Origin of the sequence: Frankia sp. CcI156, from assembly GCF_001983015.1 — a bacterium.
Taxonomy (GTDB): domain Bacteria; phylum Actinomycetota; class Actinomycetes; order Frankiales; family Frankiaceae; genus Frankia; species Frankia casuarinae.
In genome coordinates this window covers 60,748-79,592 of sequence record NZ_MOMD01000037.1, presented here as the reverse complement: position 1 = coordinate 79,592, position 18,845 = coordinate 60,748, and the positions used below count along the sequence as shown (strand labels likewise).

Here is an 18,845-nt window from a genome sequence, read left to right as displayed (position 1 = left end):
CGACGGAGCCCAACTGTGGCCTGCCCTGTCTGTCGTCCGGATTCGGTGGATGAGCGACGCCTGGACCGTTCCCGCTTCGGTGGACACCCGGATTAGCTGTCCGATCCGTCGGGAGAGCGAGCGATGGGCGYGACACGCCGCAGATTCACCGAGGAGTACAAGGAGCACGCGGTCGTTGTACTCGGCCGGGTTGTGGACACCGTCCACATCCCCCAGCAGACGCCCGACGACCACCCGGTTCACCTCCGGGAACGCCTCCCAAGACGGCACGCTCGCCKGTGCTTCCTGGCTCTGGGGGGCACGGCAGCCTCTGCGGACACCACATACCTCCTTCGCCCACCTCGGCCCGGGCCTCACACAGTCGCCGCACGACCGTGACCACCGCCAACAGGCCGTCAACCCCTACGACAGGGGTAGCGCCCCGCGTCAGGCCCGCTGCCCCATGCCGGTGCGGACCTCTTCCCACCGGCTCCGCGCGGTGCTTGGCGTGAGCGGGGGTGTGGGCAGGCCCGCGCCCTCGCGCAGGCCGGTGAGGAAGCTGCCGATCGCGGCGCGGGCGTCGTGGCGGGGCGACCAGCCGAGCYCCGTCCGGGCCCGGGTGGTGTCCATGATCGGTAGATGCAGGACGGCGTCGAAGAGCTGCGGGGAGGCGGGCACCAGATGCAGGTGCCAGGCGGTAGCCAGAGCGCCCCGGGCCAGGCCGGCCGGCATCCGGATGATTCTCGCATTGAGGATGTCGGCGAGCAGGGGTACGTCGACCACCGGGTCGGCCGCGATGTTGAAGGCGCCGCGGGCCCCGGTCAGGGCCGCCAACCGGTAGGCGTCCGCGACGTCGGAGGAGTGCACCACCTGGAAGCGTAGCCCCGGYAGATCCGGCAGCACGGGGACCGTCGCGGGGTGCGTGGGCGCCGCTGCCGGCCGTACCACCCGGCCGGGTAGCAACGGCCCGGCGAGCAGGCGCCGTTGCTGGCTGGCGGCCTCCCGCTTGAAGATGAACCCGGGCCGCAGCCGTACCACCCGGATGCCCGGATAGTCACGTTCGAAGGTGTCGAGGACCCGCTCCAGATACGCCTTCTCCCGGGTGTAGGCGGCCTCGGGCCAGCCGTGGGTCGGCCATCCCTCGTCAACGATGCCTTCCCGGGCGGCGGGCGAGTAGGCGCCGACCGACGAGGCATGCACCAGCGCGGGCACGCCGGCTCGGGCAACGGCCTCGAACACGCGGATGGATCCCAGGACGTTGGTCCGCCATGTGGTCAAGGGGTTGTGGGTGGGTTGGAACAACCAGGCCAGGTGGATCACGACGTCGGCGCCCTGGAACAGCGGGGCGAGGTCGTCCGTGACGACATCGGCCTGTGCCCACCGGGTCTTCGGCGCCGTCCATGTCGGGGTGCGGCGGGACACCCCGACCAGGGAGCCGACCTCGGCCGACCGGCCGAGGGCTGCCAGCACGCTCGTGCCGACATTCCCCGTGGCTCCCACCACGACGATCTTCAGGTTGCTCGGGGTCGGCRTCACCTGATCCACCTCATCCACCTCCTGCGGTCGGCCGGGAATCCCCCGTCGGGGGAAGCGGTCTCCCTTCGGAGGAACGGATACCCGCCGACGGGCGTCCAGATGCAGCCCTCAGCTCTCGATGAGTTGCGGTGCGCCGTCCGTCACTCCGAGGCGGCCGCGAGGGAGGCGGCCGCGAGGGAGGCGGCCGGTCTTGCCGCGAGGTCGTCCATCACCGTGGGGGAGACCCATTCGGCGGCCGGCCGGCGCAGGTGGGTGAAGACGGCCGGTCCGCGCTCCGCCTCGGCCCGTTCTCCCGGTCCGTTCCGCGTTGACCGGTCATCTCTGTCACCGACCGCTATCGACACAATTCTTTCTGTCGTATCGTCGTCCGGTCCGCGTTGCGGATATGGATCGGCGGGGTAACCGCACCCGCCCTCCTTGCCGGTTCGTCTTTATTATTTTTACCTTAGTTCCGCGAAACGCTGGCGGGTCGCGTCCCTTCGTGGTCGCCTATCGTTAGTGGTCCACCGCGTCGCCCACCACTCGGCGGCAGGAACATCAATTCCGTTCGTCAGTACTATGTGAAGTGTGTGATAATATGAAGAAGGATCTTGACTTTTCCCTAGTCGACCGGGCTCTGTCGGACCCGGCCGGCGTACCCGGTGACGGTCTGATGCTGCGGTCGGCGATGTCCTCGAAGCCGCCGGCCACCCCACGGCAGCGTCCTGACCACGGCACCGAGGCGAGCTTGAACCGACCTCCGATGGCGCGACCCTACGCTGCGGCGGGTGTCCTGTTCTTCGATGAAGAAGACCGCATACTGCTCGTTGAACCGTCGTACAAGCCGGGCTGGGACATTCCGGGAGGCTTTGTCGAACCGGGGGAATCGCCCTACTCGGCGTGCGTACGGGAGGTCGCCGAGGAGCTCGGTATCGCCCCACCGATCGGTGGTCTGCTCGCGATCGACTGGGCGCCATGTCTTAACGACGGGTGGCTCGACAGCGAGATGCTGGCCTTCGTCTTCGACGGCGGTGTGCTGCCTGCCTCATGGCGGGAGCGCATCCGGCTGGACATGGACGAGATCATCAACTGCGCGTTCGTCTCCGTGGACGAGGTGGGCGGGTTGCTGCCGTCCCCGCACGCGCGACGGGTCCGTGCCGCCGCGGCCCTGCGGGGGGTGCCGCAGCGTAGCGGATATCTGGAGTTCGGTAATCAGATTCCCGAGTCCGTCGGTGGTTCGGTGAGCGTCGCGTCGCTCGGTGAACCGGATGCTCGGGGCGCGGGCGCGGCTCAGGTGCTCGCGGGGCCACCCGCATGTGGTGCGGTGATGATGTCCAGCTTGGCGAACGAGGTGATGGAGGCATGACCGCCGGCGTCTCGGTGAGGATCCGGCGCACCGCCGGTTTGGCGTGACGGTTGCGCACCCACGCCCCCAACCGGGCCCGGGCACAGGGGAACAACGTGCCCAGTACCGTCGCGGTCGCGCTCGTGGTTCCTTCGATGGCGACGAACGTGTCCTCGGCCGGCTCACCATCCTGGCCGATCCCGGCAGGCCAAGCGCCGCGGGGCGCCCGCCGGCCAGGCGGACGCCCCGCGGGCTGTCACTGTTCGGGTGGTCCCGCAGTGTTTCGGGTGGTCCCGTGAAGATCAGCGCATGGGCTCGCCGGTGCGTGAGCTCCGCTCCTCGCGGGCTGCCTGCCCGGGAAGCGGGCGGACCGGCCCCCCGGCCGCGGGACGGCCCGCGACGGCGTCCTCGGGCAGCGGGGTGTGCCGGATCTCCTCCAGATCCTCGGCGGACTCGACGGAGATCCGCGGCAGGACCCGGTCGAGCCAGGCCGGCACCCACCAGTTCGCCGTGCCGAAGATGTGCATCAGCGAGGGCACCAGCACGGTCCGGATGATGAAGGCGTCGATGAGGATCGCCGTCGAGAGCCCGAGGCCCATCAGCTTGATCACTCGTTCGTCACCGAGGATGAACGAGGCGAAGACCAGGATCATGATCGCGCCAGCCGCGGAGATGACCCGGCCGGTCTCGGCCTGGCCGAGCGAGACGGCGATCCGGTTGTCCMGGCGCGCGGTCCACTCCTCGTGCATCCGGCTGACCAGGAACACCTCGTAGTCCATGGACAGGCCGAACAGGATCGCGAAGAGGATCACCGGGATGAACGCCTCGACCGGGCCGCCGCTGATGCTGAACAGCGATGCGCCCCAGCCCCACTGGAACACCGCGACGACCACGCCGAAGGCCGCCCCGACCGCGAGCAGGTTCATCAGCGAGGCGGTCAACGGGACCAGCAGGCTGCGGAACACCGCTACCAGCAGCAGGAAGGCGAGGAGAACCACGATCCCGATGAACAGCGGCAGCTTGCCCGACAGCGTGCTGGAGAAGTCCTCGAAGGTGGCCGTGATGCCGCCGACGTAGATGCCGGTGCCGGCCTGGTTCGCCTGCGGGATCACGTGGTCGCGCAGCTGGTTGAGCAGCTTCGAGGTCGCCTCGGCCTGCGGGCTCGTCGTCGGGTACAGGGTGGCGATCGCCGCCTGCCCGTTTGGGCTCGGCCGCGGGGCCGAGACGGAGGCGACGCCTGGTGTCGCGCGGGCCGCCGCCACCACAGCGCGGAGGCTTGCCGTGTCCTGCGGCGAATGGATCTCGGCGACGATGCTGAACGGACCGTTGAACCCCGGTCCGAAGCCCTCGGCCAGCAGGTCGTAGCCGCGCTTGGTGGTCTTGGCGGTGTCGCCGTTGCCGAGGTCGGACGAGCCGAGCCGCAGCGAGAGGAACGGGATCGCGATGACGGCGATGACCACCGCGCTGACCACCGCGAACAACTGGGGCCGCCCCTCCAGCCGCTTCGCCCAGTGCCACCAGAAGCCCGAGGTGCTTTCGTGCACCGGGCCCTCCTCAGCCAGCCTGCGCCGGTCGCGCCGGTTGAGCACCTTCATGCCGTAGAAGCCGAGCAGGRCCGGCAGCAGGGTGACGGCCGCGGTCATCGTCATCGCCACGGCTACCGCCGCCGAGATCGCCACGCCGTAGAGGAAGCTCACGCCGAGCGCGAACATGCCGAGCAGCGCGATGCAGACGGTCATGCCGGCGAAGAGCACGGCGCGCCCGGAGGTGTTGACCGCGGTGACCGTGGCCTCCTCCGGGCTCTTGCCTGCGCGTAGGCCGATGCGGTGCCGGTTGACGATGAACAGGGCGTAGTCGATGCCGACGCCCAGTCCGATCAAGGTCGCGAGGACCGGGCTGAACTCGGCGATCGTGAGGATGTGGGAGAGCAGGATGATCAGGATGCTGCCGACCCCGAGGGCCATGATGGCGGTGATCAGGGGCAGAGTGACGGCCAGCAACGAGCCGAAGGCGACGAAGAGGATGATCGCCGCGGCGATGATGCCGATCAGCTCGCTGTAGCTTTGCTGCTGCTGCTCGATGATCGAGACGATCTGACCGGTCGCCTCCACCTGCAGGTCGTCGCCGCCGTAGCCTCGAGCGGTGTCGACGAACCGCTGGATGTCGTCCTTGGGCAGCTCGATGCCCTGCAGGTCGAAGTCGACGGTCGCGAAGGCCGTGTGCCCGTCCTTGCTGATCTGGGCGGCGCCCCGCGGCCCGTATGGGCTCGTGATCCCGGTGACGTGCGGGACCTTGGCGAGCTCGCCGAGCATCTCGCTGGCCCGATCGGAGATGGCACGGTTGGTGATACGAGTCTTGTCACTGTGCAGCACGATGGTGGCGCTGTCTCCCGACGCCGCCGGGAAGTCGCGTTGCAGGAGGTCGATGGCCTTCTGCGAATCGGTGCCGGGCAGGGAGAAGGCGTCCTTGTAACTACTTCCGGCCACCTGGCTGATGCCGCCGAGCCCGAGCAGCGCGACGATCCACAGGAACAGGACGAGCCGACGGTGCCGGAAGCACCAGCGGGCGAGCGAGGCCACGGTTTCCCCTCGGGCGTTGGTGATCGGTGGTGTCGCTACCTGCGACGTCATGCTGACGATTTGCTGCTGATTGCTACCGAGAAACTTACCGGTCGTTCAGTAGGTAGAGTTGAGGGTAACATCCGTCGCGGACTCGATCGGGGGGGTGTATGGCCGCCATGACCGAGCCGACATCGCCCGATCCGGCATCGCTCGATCCACGGGGCGATACCAGATCGCGGATCCTCGCCGCCGCCATGAGCCTCTTCAGCGAACAGGGGTATGCCGGCACCTCGGTGCGGGACATCTCCGAGCGGCTGGGAGTGACGAAGGCGGCGCTCTATTACCACTTTCCGTCGAAGGAGTCGATCCTCGACGCTCTGCTGGAGCCCTTCGTGTCCGAGTTGGGTCGACTTGTCGATCTCGTTCGGCAGTCCCCGCCGCCGCCCCCCCGGATCATCATCGAGCGATTCGTCGAGGCGCTGGCGGGCCCCGGTGGCGTGCTGCTCGTCTTCGCCGACGACCCTTCGGTGATTCACCGTAAGATCGGCAAGAGCGACATACTGTCCCTGCAGCAGGCCCTCGTGCACGGGCTCGCGGGGCCGGCTCCCACCCATCTCGGGTTGCTGCGCGCGTACTGCGCGGTCGGATCCCTGCGGGGGGGGATCATCGGGATGGCGATCGAACGTGCCCAGGCCGCCGCCAGGCAGTCCACCAGCGCCGACGAGGAGCGCCGCAGCGGCGCGGGCGAGGCGGTCACCTGCTCCGAGCGCATCCGGGTCCTTGTCTCGCAGGTATCGAGGACATTCACCCCGCTGGTCTCCGCCGCGGAGCAGGGGGAGATCGTGGCTGCCGCCCTCGCCGCTCTCGGTGACGATCCCGCCGACTCCGTCTCCGTCTCCGCCGCTGGTTCCGGCGGCTGCGGCGCGGTGGGTGATGAGGGGCATGAAAGTGACAGGTCTCCCTCCGGTGCTGACCTGACCGGGTCACGGGATGCTCCGGTCGCCGACGCGGGTCCGGTCGAGACATCCTGCCCGGCGCACGAAGAACGTCCCGCGTGCCGGGAGGCCGCGGCGCCTCACCGGTCTCCCGCGCCGGACCTGGCCTCCGTCCGGCTCCACTGACGACTGTATGCGCCGGACCGTGAGCGATCCGGTGCATCACCCCTTCGTATCCACCCACCTTCGCGGTTCATGTGCCTCATCTCACTCTTCAGACGTTCGTAGATGGTGGTCCGTCTATTTGGTCGTGGCAAATGCCGCTTTCGCTCTTGTTTGTCTGGGGCGGTAGGGTGGTCGCGTGTGGAGGATGGATCAGCGTTTGGATGATGAGCCTTCCGCCTGTCCGGCGCACGCCGCGGAYGGGTCGACACATCTGCCGCCGGAGGTAGGTCTCGGCGGCTTTGCCTCCGTCGCGACCGGTGATCCTGTGGTGACCGGATCGGACTGACGGGAGGGTGTTGGCGTCGGAGCAGGCCGACCATGACCCTGACGCCGTGTACCGGCATCGAGTCGGCAAGGTGTCGTCGGCGCGTCCTTCCTCCGGAGGCAATGCGGTTGTAAATAGTCCGCAATACCCAGTCGTCGATGTGGAGCCAGTTCGAAGTCCCCGGAAGAAGGTCTCCGAGAGCAGATTCCGAATCGATCGGACCGCTGTCATATCGGGCGACGCCGGACGGTCGGGATGAGGGAGTGTGATAGGGAGTCCGGAGTCGCGCTAGGCCCCCGCCGTCCGATGTCGCCCATCTGACCATGGACGATCCGGCGACGGGACGGTGGAATGGTGGCAGTCGTGRGCCCGGTGGCGCGGAGTTACCAACGCGCCGCGGATCCGGAGCCCGGCGTTGATGAGATGAGCAGTGGCTGTTCGGATCGGTGCCGCCCGCCAGGGTGGCCGACGCAACGATCCGGCCGGCGAGTTCGTGCCAGCGGACCRCACCGAATCACCTTCGGTCGGACCACCTCGCAACGCGGGGCGACGAGTAGGGAAAGTTGTAGGTGACGTGCAACCAGTGCCCGCGGGGGAGAACGGCGTGAGGGGAATGACCGGAAGCGGTGTGTCGTGAGCACCCGGTCTCGCCCCGCTTTCGGTAACGGAGTGTCTACATCTCTCACCGGGCTGGCCCTACGGGCCGGCTCGGTCGTCTCGACCTGGCCGCCCCGGACCGCCGTCATCACGGGAGCATCCAGCGGTATCGGCCGGGAGGCCGCGCTGCTGCTGGCCGCGGACCGATGCCGGTCGCTGCTGGTCGGTCGCAACGGGGCCGCGCTTGACGAGGTGGCCGCGGCGACCGAGGGGCACCGGATCGCGGTCGACCTGTCTAGTCCCGGCTCGGAACTGATGGTCTCCTCCCGGGCGACCGAGCTTCTCGGCGAGGTCGACCTGCTGGTGTGCTCGGCAGGCCTCGGGGCGGCGGGCCCGTTCGAGGTAATGTCCCCGGCCGCGATCGCGGAGCTGGTCACGRTCAACGTGCTGTCGCCGATGATGCTGGTCCGGGCCATGTTGCCGGCCATGCTCGACCGCGGCCAGGGGCGCATCCTGCTGGTGGGCAGCATCGCCGGCGCGCTGGGAGTGCGCGGTGAGGTCGCCTATTCCGCAACCAAGGCCGCTCTGCTCGGTTTCGCCGACGCGTTGCGGTCCGAGGTTGCCGGTCGCGGTGTGACGGTGACCCTGTGTCTACCTGGTGTCGTCGACACACCATTTTTCCACCGCCGTGGCGCGCCCTACGTCCGTCGCTGGCCCCGGCCCATACCGGCCGGGCTTGTCGCGCAGCGCATGCTGGCGGCCACCGGACGCGGCGACGCTGAGATCTGGGTGCCACGCTGGTTACTCGGCGCGGTGCGGGTCCACGGTGCGATCCCGTCGGTCTACCGCAGGCTGGCGGGTGTCTTCGGATGATCCGCGGCGTGGTCTACCCGGCCGCTTCCGGCTCTCCGACCGGCCCTGGGGGTGAGCGACACCRACGATGAGAGTGCCGCGGCCGACGGGCGGCCACCGGCCGCAGGCCGCCCAGGTGGTGCCGCCGGAGCATCATTCCGCCCACGGACCTGTGAGGACCAACCGAAGGGGGCCGGCCAGGCGGAGCTCATCCCGATACCGGCCCAGGGCCGGCCCATCTCCCGTACCGGCCCGCGCTGATCGTGCCCATGACCACCCGGTGCGATCCGCATCCTGATCGCCTCGGCGAGACCCGGGCAGCCACCCCCACCGCGGAGCCTTCCGAAGAGCCTTCCGAACCCGGGCTCTGCGGGTACGTCCGCGCCGGTCGTGGCATCCGGGGATGCGGGATCCGACCCGACCGCGTCCGTAGTGCAGACCGCCATCGAAGGAGAGGCGTATGACAGCCATCGACGCCCGAACCAGCCCATCACGCACGCCTGCCCAGCCGGCCGCGACGGGCCTGGCAACTCCCGCCGAGCAGCTGCTGCGCGCCGCCCCGGCGGAGAACTTCCCGGTCTYGCCGTTCGTTCTGCCCGCGGCGGTTCGTTTCCACTTCAACGCGTTGTACGCCTTCAGCCGGCTCGTCGACAACCTCGGCGACGAGGCGGCCGGCGACCGGCTCGCCCTGCTCGACCGGTTGTCGGCGGACCTCGAGGTGATCTGGACAGGTGGGCAGCCGGAGCTGCCGGTCCTGCGCCTGCTCGCGCGGACCGTGCGGGACTGTGACCTGCCCGCCGAACCGTTCCAGCGCCTCGTCGAGGCCAACCGGCAGGACCAGCGGGTCACCCGTTACGAGACCTTCGACGACCTGGTCCGCTACTGCACGCTCTCGGCCGATCCGATCGGACGGATGGTGCTGGGCGTCTTCGGGCTGGCGACCCCCGACCGGGTCGTGCTGTCGGACCGGGTGTGCACCGCCTTGCAGCTCGCCGAGCACTGGCAGGACGTGGCCGAGGACCTCGCCGCCGGCCGGATCTACCTGCCGCTGGAGGATCTGGACACCTTCGGGGTGACCGAGGCCGATCTGCGGGCTTCCGTCGCGAGTCCGGCCGTGCGCCATCTGATGGCCTTCGAGGTCGCTCGGRCCCGTACGGTGATCGACCAGGGCGCTCCCCTGGTGTCGATGGTGCCCGGGCGGCTGCGGCTGGCYCTGGCCGGTTTCGTGGGCGGGGGCCGGGCGGCGTTGGACGCGATCCGGCGCGCCGACTACGACGTGCTCGGTGGGCCACCGAAGGCGACGAAGCCACGGGTCGCCGAGTTCGCGCTGGCGGCGCTGGCCCGGTCGCTGGCTCCCGGAGCGTCGGCGGTGGCGCACACGGCGGCCGCCGTCGCCACCGCGACCAGCGCGGCCGGGGCCTGGCCGGGTTCCGGTTCGGGTTCCGGTTCCGGTTCCGGTTCCACAGCCCACGGCGGCACCGCCGCGACGAGTACCCAGGCCGGCGTCCCCGCAGCACAGTCCGTTCTTCCGGAGATGGGTGAGGTTCGATGAGTACCGCGGCGCAGTTCCCCGCGGGCCGGCCGACCGTGGCGGAGGCGTATGCCGCCTGCGAGGCCGTGACCAAGGAGGCGGCACGCAACTTCTCCTACGGCATTCGCCTGCTGCCGGCCGAGAAGCGGGGGGCGCTGAGCGCCGTCTACGCGCTCGCCCGCCGCCTCGACGACATCGGCGACGGCGATCTTCCCGAGGAGGCGAAGTTCGCCGGGCTGGCGCAGGTCCGCGCGGAGGTCGAGGAGCTGGGGACGAACAGCTCCGATGATCCGGTCTTCGTCGCCCTCGCCGACGCCGCCCGCCGGTTCCCGATCCCGTTGGAGGCGTTCATCGAACTCGCCGACGGGGTCGAGAGTGACGTGCGCGGCACCACCTACGACACGTTCGACGATCTCGTCGGCTACTGCCGCCTGGTCGCCGGGACGATCGGGCGTCTCTCGCTCGGCATCTTTGGCAGCGAGCGGGCCACCTCCCACCGCGACGCCTCGGGGGTCGCGGACGCCCTCGGGGTCGCACTCCAGCAGACGAACATCCTCCGGGACGTGCGCGAGGACCTGCTCGGCGGCCGGATCTACCTGCCGCGCCAGGAGCTGAAGGCCGCCGGCGTCGAACTCGAGGTGGACGCGACCGGTCGCCTCGGCGGCCCCCCCGACGCGCTCATCGCGTACCTGCGGACGTCGGCGCAGCGAGCGGAGGAGTGGTATGGGCGTGGGCTCGTCCTGCTCGACCTGCTCGACCGGCGCAGCGCGGCCTGTTGTGGGGCGATGGCCGGCATCTACCTGCGGCTCAACCGGCGGATCAAGACCGATCCGTCCGCGGTGCTCGATCGTCGGCTGGCGCTGCCCGGCTGGGAGAAGGCGGTCGTCGCCGCCCGCAGCCTCGCGGGGCGGCCCGAGATGAGGGCGGCATGACCACGGGTGCCGGTGCGGACGTCGCGCCGGCATGGGGGACGCGGCCCGCCGGGCGGACGGACGAACGCCCGCATCTCGCCGTCGTCGGCGGYGGGCTCGCGGGCATGGCCGCGGCGCTGCTGGCCGTGGACAGYGGGGCCCGCGTGACCCTGCTGGAGGCACGTCCCCGCCTCGGCGGGGCGACGACGTCGTTCCGGCGCGGGCAGCTGTGGATCGACACCGGCCAGCACGTGTTCATGCGGTGCTGCACGGCCTACCGTGGGCTGCTGCAGCGACTCGGCGTCGAACACCTGACCACCCTGCAGTCCCGGCTGGACGTGCCGGTGCTGCTCGGCGACTCGTTGACCCGGACCCGGCTGCGCCGGACGAGGGTCCCGYTGCCGGCGCCACTGCACCTGGCCCCGGCGTTGCTGGGGTACCAGGCGCTGCCGATCGCCGAACGGCTGCGGGCCGGGCTCGCGGCGTTTCAGCTCGGGCGGCTCGACCAGCGCTCCCCGGCGGTGGACGAGCAGTCGTTCGGCACCTGGTTGTCCACCCACGGCCAGGGCCCCGCGGCGACGAAGGCGTTGTGGGAACTGCTGACGGTCGCGACGCTGAACGTGCCCGCCGCCGACGCCTCCCTCGGCCTCGCAGCCAAGGTCGTGCGGACCGGTCTGCTGGAGGGCGCCGCCGCCGGGGACCTCGGCTGGGCCGAGGTCCCCCTGTCCCGACTGCACGGCGACGCGGCGATGGAGACGCTCACCGCGGCCGGCGCCGACGTGCGCACCGGGGTGAAGGTCCGGTCCATCACCGCCGCGGGCAGCGGATGGGAACTGGCCGTCACCGCGGGCGGGACCGGTCGCGGCGCGGCGGTGCCCGGCACCGACGACCGCGGCGTGCTGCGGGCGGACGCGGTCGTGCTCGCGGTGCCGCCGCCCGCCGCCGCGTCCCTTCTGCCAGCCGGCGCCGAACCCGAGGCGGCCCGGCTGCGTGAGCTCGGCGACTCGCCGATCATCAACGTGCACATGATCTATCCTCGACCGGTGATCGACGGTCCGTTCCTGGCCGTGGTCGACTCGCCCATTCAATGGATCTTCGATCGCACGGTCTCCTCCGGGCTCGCCGCTGCCGGCCCGCCCGGTGCCCAGTACCTGGCGCTGTCGYAGTCCGCGGCGGAGCCATGGGTCGATCGTCCGGCGAACGAGCTGCGGACCCTGTTCRTCGAGGAGATGGCCCGGCTGTTCCCGGYCGCGCGGGCGGCCGGGCCACTGGAGGTTTTCGTCACTCGGGAACGTACGGCGACCTTCCGGCAGGTGCCCGGTTCGCTCGCGTTGCGTCCGGGCGCGTCGACCGGCCTGACCGGCTTCGCCCTGGCCGGAACCTGGACCGACACCGGATGGCCGGCGACCATGGAGTCGGCCGTGCGTAGCGGACTCACTGCTGTCCGTGAGAACCTGGCCGGTATGGGGGTCGACGTCAACGAGCCACGCGGGCCGGGCCCGCAGGCCCGAAGGACGGACGGACGGCTCCCCGAGCAGGTGGGTGAGTCGGTACCGGTAGGCACTGAATCGGTGAGCGCACCGGGCGGCGGCGCCACGGCCGCGCAGGTGCGGGATCCACAGGATCCACGAGGGGACAACGCGGTTCCCGCCGGATCGGCGGCGGTCGTCCGGCCGCTTCCGTCCGGCCAGCCAAGGSACACATCCACAGGGGGATTCCCGGTATGACCATGACGGTTCCGGATGCGATCGAGCGTGGGCGGACCCTCACCGTGCCTGCCTTGCGCGCCACGGTGGATCGGCTCCACCCACGACTTCGTCACGTCGTCGCCTACCACCGCGGCTGGGTCGACGCCGAGGGCGCGCCACTGTCCGGCGGCGGGGGCAAGCTGGTACGCCCGGCGCTGGCGCTGCTGTCGGCGCAGGCCGCCGGCGCCCCGGCGGAGACCGGGCTGCCGGCAGCGGTCGCCGTCGAGCTGGTGCACGACTTCTCGCTGCTGCACGACGATCTTATGGACGGCGACACCGAGCGCCGCCACCGGCCCACGGCCTGGACGATCTTCGGTGCCGACGGCGCGATCCTCGCCGGGGACGCGCTGCTCGGCCTCGCGACCCAGGTCCTGCTGGAGGTCGAGGGGGAGCCCGGCCGTCGTGCGGCGCTGATCCTGGGCGCGGGCGTCCAGGACCTCGTCCGTGGCCAGGCCGAGGACCTGATGTTCGAGAAACGGTCGGACGTCAGCGTCGCCGAGACGCTGCACATGGAGGACGGCAAGACCGGCGCGCTGCTGGCCTGCTCGGCCTCCCTCGGCGCCGTGCTCGCCGGGGCCGGTGACGACATGGTCAACGCCCTCGCCGAGTACGGCTCCCGGCTCGGCACCGCGTTCCAGCTCATCGACGACCTGCTTGGTATCTGGGGTGATCCCTCGGTGACCGGCAAGCCGGTGTTGTCGGACCTGCGTTCCCGCAAGAAGTCGGTGCCGGTCGTGGTGGCCCTGGAGGCCGGCGGAGCCGCGGCCGAGGAGCTGCGGGCGTTCCTCACCGGCACCGGGGAGTCCACCGAGGCGGAGCTGACGCACATCGCGGACCTGATCGAGCGGGCCGGCGGGCGGGACTGGACCACCGCCGAGGCCGACGGCCAGCTGAAGGCCTGCGAGAACGTGCTCCGCTCGCTGTCGATGCCCGCCGAGATCGAGGCGGAACTGCTGGCCCTCGCGCGCTTCGTGACCGAACGAGACCGCTGAGGAGACGACGGGTKAGTGCAGTCGCCGTTCCCGCCCGGCCCGGCGATCAGCACGTTGATCGTCTTCATGACCATCGCATGTACGACGAGGGGAGTCGTCGATGAGCCTGACCTCGGACCCGTCCCCGGCTGCTCCAAAGGCCGCGAAGAGCTCGAAGCGCGTTAACATTCCCGCGCCCGCCACGCCCGACGCTTACGGGATCTCCCGGTCCTCGCCACCGCTGTCCGGCGGTGGTGTGTCCGGCGGTGGTGTGTCCGGCGGTGGCGCGGCGACCGCCGACGGCACCCCGCCCACGACGCAGACCTCGGTCGATCCGGACCTGGCCGCGGCGATGACCGCGGCCAACCAGGCTCGGGACCACCTCCTCGGGCTGCAGTCCGAGGAGGGCTGGTGGAAGGGCGACCTCGAGACGAACGTCACGATCGACGCCGAACACCTGTTCATGAAGCAGTTCCTCGGCATCCGCACCGAGGAGGAGACCGAGCCGATCGCCCGGTGGGTGCGGTCCCAGCAACTCGCGGACGGCGGCTGGGCCACGTACTACGGCGGACCGGCCGAGCTGTCCACCACGGTCGAGGCGTACATCGCCCTGCGTCTGGCCGGTGACGAGCCCGACGCCCCGCACATGGCGGCGGCGGCCGCGCTCATCCGCTCCCAGGGCGGGGTGGCGGCCGCCCGGGTGTTCACCCGCATCTGGCTGGCGACCTTCGGCGAGTGGTCCTGGGACGACGTGCCCGTCCTGCCGCCGGAACTGATCTTCCTGCCGTCCTGGTTCCCGCTGAACGTCTACGACTTCGGCTGTTGGGCCCGCCAGACGATCGTCGCGTTGACGATCGTCGGGTCGCTCCGGCCCGTGCGCGACSTCGGCTTCAGCATCGACGAGATCAAGGTCGCGGCACCCGTGACGCCGCCGAAGYCGGCCCCGCTGCACAGCTGGGAAGGCGCCTTCGAGCGGTTGGACGCGATCCTGCACCGCTATGAGCGCCGGCCGATCAAGGTGCTGCGCACCCTGGCGCTGCGCCGGGCCACCGAGTGGGTCGTCGCCCGCCAGGAGGCCGACGGGTGCTGGGGGGGCATCCAGCCGCCGTGGATCTACTCCGTCATGGCGCTGCATCTCATGGGATACCCCCTCAACCACCCGGTGATCGCCACGGCGTTCCGGGGAATGGAACGCTACATCATCCGGCGCGAGACCCCGGAGGGGCCGACCGCCCAGATCGAGGCATGCCAGTCGCCGGTCTGGGACACCGCGCTCGCGGTGGTCGCGCTCTCGGACGCCGGCGTCCCCGCCGACCATCCCGCGATGGTGCGGGCCGGCCGCTGGCTGGTCGACGAAGAGGTCAGGGTGGCCGGGGACTGGGCGGTCCGCCGTCCGGCGCTCGCCCCTGGCGGCTGGGCGTTCGAGTTCGACAACGACTTCTACCCGGATACCGACGACACCGCCGAGGTCGTGTTGGCGCTGCGTCGCCTGCTCGGTGGCAGCCATGTCACCCCGGGTGGCACCGTCACCCCGAGTGGCAGCGTCACCCCGGGCGGCACCGCCGAGCTCTCGCCGGCCGCGCGTGACCGCGCCTCCCGYGGCCTCGCGGCGGTCGACCCGCAGCTGGCCGGGGCGATGCGCGCGGCCGCGGCCCGTGGGGTCGACTGGAGCGTCGGCATGCGGTCGTCGGACGGGGCCTGGGGTGCCTTCGACGCCGACAACGTGCGGACGCTGACAGCGAAGATCCCGTTCTGCGACTTCGGCGAGGTTGTCGACCCGCCGTCGGCGGACGTCACCGCCCACATCGTGGAGATGCTGGCCGACCTCGGCCGTTCCGACCACCCGATCACCCGGCGGGCGGTGCAATGGCTGCTGGACAACCAGGAACCGGGCGGCTCCTGGTTCGGCCGGTGGGGGATCAACCACGTCTACGGCACCGGCGCCGTGGTTCCGGCGCTGATCGCCGCCGGCGTTCCCGCCGACCACCCGGCGATCACAGCCGCGGTGCGCTGGCTGCTGGAGCACCAGTCGCCCGACGGTGGATGGGGTGAGGACCCACGCTCCTACGACGATCCGGCCTGGATCGGTCGGGGTGAGCTCACCGCCTCGCAGACCGCCTGGGCCCTGCTCGCGCTGCTGGCTGTCGACCCGCACAGCAAGGCCGTCAAACGGGGAGTGCGCTGGCTGTGCGAGACCCAGCGGCCGGATGGGACCTGGGACGAGCCCCAGTTCACCGGAACCGGTTTCCCCGGTGACTTCTACCTCAACTACCACCTGTACCGGCTGGTCTTCCCGCTGACCGCGCTCGGTCGGTACGTGACCCTCACCGGGGTGGCCACGCCATGAACATCTTCGCATCCGCGGCCGGCGGCGACGGGAACGCCGGGGGCGCAGGGGACGTCGGGGACGGCGCGTCCGCCGGGGACGGCGCGTCCGCCGCCACGACGAGCGCGGCTCAGAGGGCCGTCGCCGCGGCCGCGGGTGCCGGGATCAGGACCGTTCCGGCCTCCCCCACCGAGATCCCGGCGCAGGAGTCGTCGTCGCCGTCCCTGCCGTCGGCCGCGCTCCCGGCGTCGGTCCACCGGCCGGCCGCGGCGGTCGTCCCGGAGCAGGAGCCAACCCCCGTGCGCGGTCGGGCGCGGCTGGTCGTCGCGGCGGCCCTGCGGGTCGAGGCAATGGCCGCCGGTCGGTCGGGCCTCAGCGCGGACACCGTCATCGTGCGCACCGGCATGGGTCCGGAACGGGCGCGCAAGGCCGCCCGGCTGGTGCGCGACACAGGCCCGGACGCCGTCGCCCTCGTCGGTCTCTCCGGGGGACTGGCGGCCGGGATCGAGCCCGGTGACGTCGTCGTGGCCAGCGAGATCCGCAACGCCGACGGCACCGTCGCCGGCCGTTGCGCGGCCGCGCCCCTGCTGGCCGGCGACCTGCGCCGGCTCGGGCTCACCGTGCACGTCGGCCCGATCGTCACCGTGCCGCGGCTCGTCGGCGGCACGGCCCGCGCGGAACTCGCCGCGACCGGGGCCCTTGCCGTCGACATGGAGTCCGCGGAGCTGGCGGCGGGAGTCGGCGACGTGCCGTTCGCCGCCGTCCGCGTCATCGTCGACACGGCGGCGCAGCCGCTGGGACGTATCGACCTGGCCCGCCGCGGAATCCGTGGTCTGCGCACGATGCGTCCGCTCGGGCGCCCCATCGAGGCGTGGGCCGCCGCGGTCGGCCGTCGCCAGGTTCTGCTCGCCGAGCCGCGGGCGTTCTGCGCCGGCGTCGAACGGGCGATCGAGGTCGTCGAGCGCGCCCTGGAGATCTACGGCGCGCCGGTCTACGTCCGTAAGCAGATCGTGCACAACGCCCACGTGGTAGCCGACCTGGCCAGCCGTGGAGCGATCTTCGTCGAGGAGCTCGACGAGGTGCCCGGCGGCTCGACGGTCGTCTTCTCCGCGCACGGAGTGGCCCCGGCCGTCTGGGACCAGGCGGGCGAGCRCGGCCTGTCCGTTATCGACGCCACCTGTCCGCTGGTGGAGAAGGTGCACACCGAGGCCCGCCGGTTCACCGCCCGCGGGGACACCGTGCTGCTCATCGGCCATTCCGGCCACGAGGAGGTGGACGGAACCCTCGGCGAGGCGCCCGGCCGCATCACGCTGGTCGAGTCCTCGGCCGACGTCGGCTCCCTCGACGTTCCCGATCCCGAGCGCGTTACCTACCTCATGCAGACCACGCTGGCCCTGGACGAGGCCGCGGAGGTCGTCGACGCGTTGACGGAGCGGTTCCCGGYGATCGTCGGGCCGGGCTCCACCGATATCTGCTACGCGACCTCGAACCGGCAGAACGCGGTCCGCAAGGTTGCCGAGGAGGCCCAGCTCGTCCTCGTCGTCGGCTCGGCCAACAGCGCGAACTCCGTGCGGCTCGTCGAGGTGAGCAGGCGCGACGGCGTCGAGGCGCATCTGGTCGGGGACGTCGGGGACGTGCATCTGTCCTGGCTTGCCGGCGTGGACACGATCGGCATCTCGGCCGGCGCCTCGGCCCCGCCGTCCCTCGTCAACGAGCTCCTGACCGCGTTGTCGGGTCTCGGCGCGACGGACGTCTCGGTGCGTTCCGTCGGCACCGAGACGCTCGCCTTCCACCTGCCCAAGGAACTGCGCCGACCGGCCCCGGCGCCCGTTCCAGGGCCATAGTGCGCCCGGCTCCCGGGCGGTCCCGAGGTGCGGCCCGGCGAGGGCGAAGCCGGTGGCGTCGCCCGGGCGACACGGTGGGGTTCGGTTCAGCCGGATGCGGCGCCGCGATCGGCCGCGGGCGGCCGGGTCGGTGCGGCGTGCCGCTCACCCCACCGGCGCAGGGCCAGCAGGACCGGTGCTAGGTCCCGGCCGGAGGACGTCAGCCGGTACTCGTGCCGGGACCGGGCGCCCGCCTCCTGGTACGGCTGACGCTCCAGCACCCCCGCGCGCTCCAGCGCCCGCAGCCGCTCGACCAGCACGGCTCGGGGCGCCCCGGTGCCGGCCCGGATGCCCTCGAAGCGGTGGACCCCCAGCGTGATCTCCCGGATGACCAGCAGGGACCAGCGCTCACCCACGACCTCCAGCGTCCGCGCGATCGGACAGGCCCGCGGGCCGTCGGACGATTCCTGCATCGGTGCATCCTATCGATACTGGGTACGTATCCTGAATGCAGCCAGTCTAGGCTGCGGGCATGACCACGACTGAGCCCGAATCCGCGCGGCCCGAATCCGCCTCAGGCCACCCGCACGACCCGGCTGCCTGGGGCGAGCCGCGGAGCAAGACGATCACCTGGCACGACCCGCTGCCGGTCGCCGCGGCGGCGGCGTCGCTGAGCGGGTTGGAGTTCCTGTCCGCGATGCGTGACGGGCGCATTCCGCCGCCCCCGATCTCCCGCCTGTTCGACTTCCGGCCGGTCGAGGTCGCGCCGGGAGACGTTGTCTTCACCTGTCTGCCGGACGAGTCGGCCTACAACCCGATCGGCCTCGTCCACGGTGGCCTGGTCTGCACGATCCTGGACACCGCGACTGCCTGCGCGGTGCACTCCACGCTGGCGGCCGCGGTGGCGTATACCTCCATCGAGATCAAGGTTAATTACCTGCGGCCGGTACGCGTCGTCGTCGGCCGGCCGAGCCGGCTMACCGCGCACGGCTGGGTGACCAGGCCGGGACGGCGGGTGGCTTTCGCTGAGGGAGACGTCCGGGATGACCAGGGCAAGGTCGTGGCCACCGCCAGCAGCACCTGTCTGATCATGGGTGAGACGGCCTGATCCCATGGCCTGATCCCATGGCCTGATTCCGCGGCCTGGCCGGAGACCCGACCCGACGCTCGGCCGGGCCGGATGCGACCACGGRVACGTCGTCGGGCTGCTGGCCCGACATCGTCCGTGGACTGTCCCGAACCCGTGTCCGCGCTGTCCCGG

Annotated in this window: 14 protein-coding genes; 10 read left to right on the top strand and 4 right to left on the bottom strand. The window is 71.2% G+C overall.

Translation table 11 applies throughout. The features are described 5' to 3' along the window. Nucleotides 1-426 precede the first annotated feature (426 nt). Complete coding sequence (locus CcI156_RS15000; protein ID WP_076806358.1) at nucleotides 427-1,524, bottom strand: NAD-dependent epimerase/dehydratase family protein; 1,098 nt, start codon at nucleotides 1,522-1,524, stop codon at nucleotides 427-429. A 131-nt stretch (nucleotides 1,525-1,655) separates the two neighbouring features. Next, nucleotides 1,656-1,859, bottom strand: a complete 204-nt coding sequence (locus CcI156_RS14995) for a hypothetical protein (RefSeq protein ID WP_023841186.1) — start codon at nucleotides 1,857-1,859, stop codon at nucleotides 1,656-1,658. A 398-nt stretch (nucleotides 1,860-2,257) separates the two neighbouring features. Between CcI156_RS14995 and CcI156_RS14990 the strand changes: the two genes are divergently transcribed. Then, entirely contained in the window at nucleotides 2,258-2,860 is a 603-nt protein-coding gene (locus CcI156_RS14990; protein ID WP_236701418.1) for an NUDIX hydrolase, read from the top strand. A gap of 281 nt (nucleotides 2,861-3,141) precedes the next feature. Here CcI156_RS14990 and CcI156_RS14985 read toward each other — a convergent pair whose 3' ends face one another. Beyond that, nucleotides 3,142-5,418 (bottom strand): MMPL family transporter, encoded by a 2,277-nt coding sequence (locus tag CcI156_RS14985; protein WP_076806342.1) that lies wholly within the window; start codon nucleotides 5,416-5,418, stop codon nucleotides 3,142-3,144. A 236-nt stretch (nucleotides 5,419-5,654) separates the two neighbouring features. Here CcI156_RS14985 and CcI156_RS14980 point away from each other — a divergent pair, with 236 nt between their 5' ends. The 8 genes from CcI156_RS14980 to ispH all read left to right on the top strand — a co-directional run bounded on the left by CcI156_RS14980 (nucleotide 5,655) and on the right by ispH (nucleotide 17,605). Further along, entirely contained in the window at nucleotides 5,655-6,521 is an 867-nt protein-coding gene (locus CcI156_RS14980) for a helix-turn-helix domain-containing protein (protein ID WP_236707307.1), read from the top strand. Nucleotides 6,522-7,515: 994 nt separating this feature from the next. After that, nucleotides 7,516-8,295: an SDR family NAD(P)-dependent oxidoreductase gene (locus CcI156_RS14975; protein ID WP_083718560.1), complete on the top strand. Its 780-nt coding sequence runs from the start codon at nucleotides 7,516-7,518 to the stop codon at nucleotides 8,293-8,295. A 439-nt stretch (nucleotides 8,296-8,734) separates the two neighbouring features. Then, a complete protein-coding gene (hpnC, locus tag CcI156_RS14970; RefSeq protein ID WP_076806339.1) occupies nucleotides 8,735-9,826 on the top strand; it encodes a squalene synthase HpnC in 1,092 nt (363 codons plus the stop codon). Then, nucleotides 9,823-10,737, top strand: coding sequence for a presqualene diphosphate synthase HpnD (hpnD, locus tag CcI156_RS14965; RefSeq protein ID WP_011435273.1), 915 nt, complete (start codon nucleotides 9,823-9,825; stop codon nucleotides 10,735-10,737). The genes hpnC and hpnD overlap by 4 nt, the downstream gene beginning before the upstream one ends. Beyond that, nucleotides 10,734-12,443 carry a hydroxysqualene dehydroxylase HpnE gene (gene hpnE, locus CcI156_RS14960; RefSeq protein ID WP_076806337.1) on the top strand — a complete coding sequence of 570 codons (1,710 nt, stop codon included), beginning with the start codon at nucleotides 10,734-10,736 and terminating at the stop codon, nucleotides 12,441-12,443. The genes hpnD and hpnE overlap by 4 nt, the downstream gene beginning before the upstream one ends. Continuing rightward, nucleotides 12,440-13,456: a polyprenyl synthetase family protein gene (locus tag CcI156_RS14955; protein ID WP_011435275.1), complete on the top strand. Its 1,017-nt coding sequence runs from the start codon at nucleotides 12,440-12,442 to the stop codon at nucleotides 13,454-13,456. The genes hpnE and CcI156_RS14955 overlap by 4 nt, the downstream gene beginning before the upstream one ends. A gap of 100 nt (nucleotides 13,457-13,556) precedes the next feature. Further along, nucleotides 13,557-15,782 (top strand): prenyltransferase/squalene oxidase repeat-containing protein, encoded by a 2,226-nt coding sequence (locus tag CcI156_RS14950; RefSeq protein WP_076806334.1) that lies wholly within the window; start codon nucleotides 13,557-13,559, stop codon nucleotides 15,780-15,782. Beyond that, nucleotides 15,779-17,605, top strand: coding sequence for a 4-hydroxy-3-methylbut-2-enyl diphosphate reductase (gene ispH, locus CcI156_RS14945; protein WP_254847443.1), 1,827 nt, complete (start codon nucleotides 15,779-15,781; stop codon nucleotides 17,603-17,605). Before CcI156_RS14950 ends, ispH begins: the two co-directional genes overlap by 4 nt. Nucleotides 17,606-17,691: 86 nt before the next feature. Here ispH and CcI156_RS14940 read toward each other — a convergent pair whose 3' ends face one another. Continuing rightward, the gene (locus CcI156_RS14940; RefSeq protein WP_011435278.1) at nucleotides 17,692-18,057 is read right to left on the bottom strand and encodes a helix-turn-helix domain-containing protein; all 366 of its coding nucleotides are present in this window, start codon (nucleotides 18,055-18,057) and stop codon (nucleotides 17,692-17,694) included. A gap of 59 nt (nucleotides 18,058-18,116) precedes the next feature. On the opposite strand from CcI156_RS14940, the gene CcI156_RS14935 reads away from it, so the two are divergent. Further along, nucleotides 18,117-18,692 carry a PaaI family thioesterase gene (locus CcI156_RS14935; protein ID WP_011435279.1) on the top strand — a complete coding sequence of 192 codons (576 nt, stop codon included), beginning with the start codon at nucleotides 18,117-18,119 and terminating at the stop codon, nucleotides 18,690-18,692. The last annotated feature ends 153 nt before the right edge of the window (nucleotides 18,693-18,845 follow it).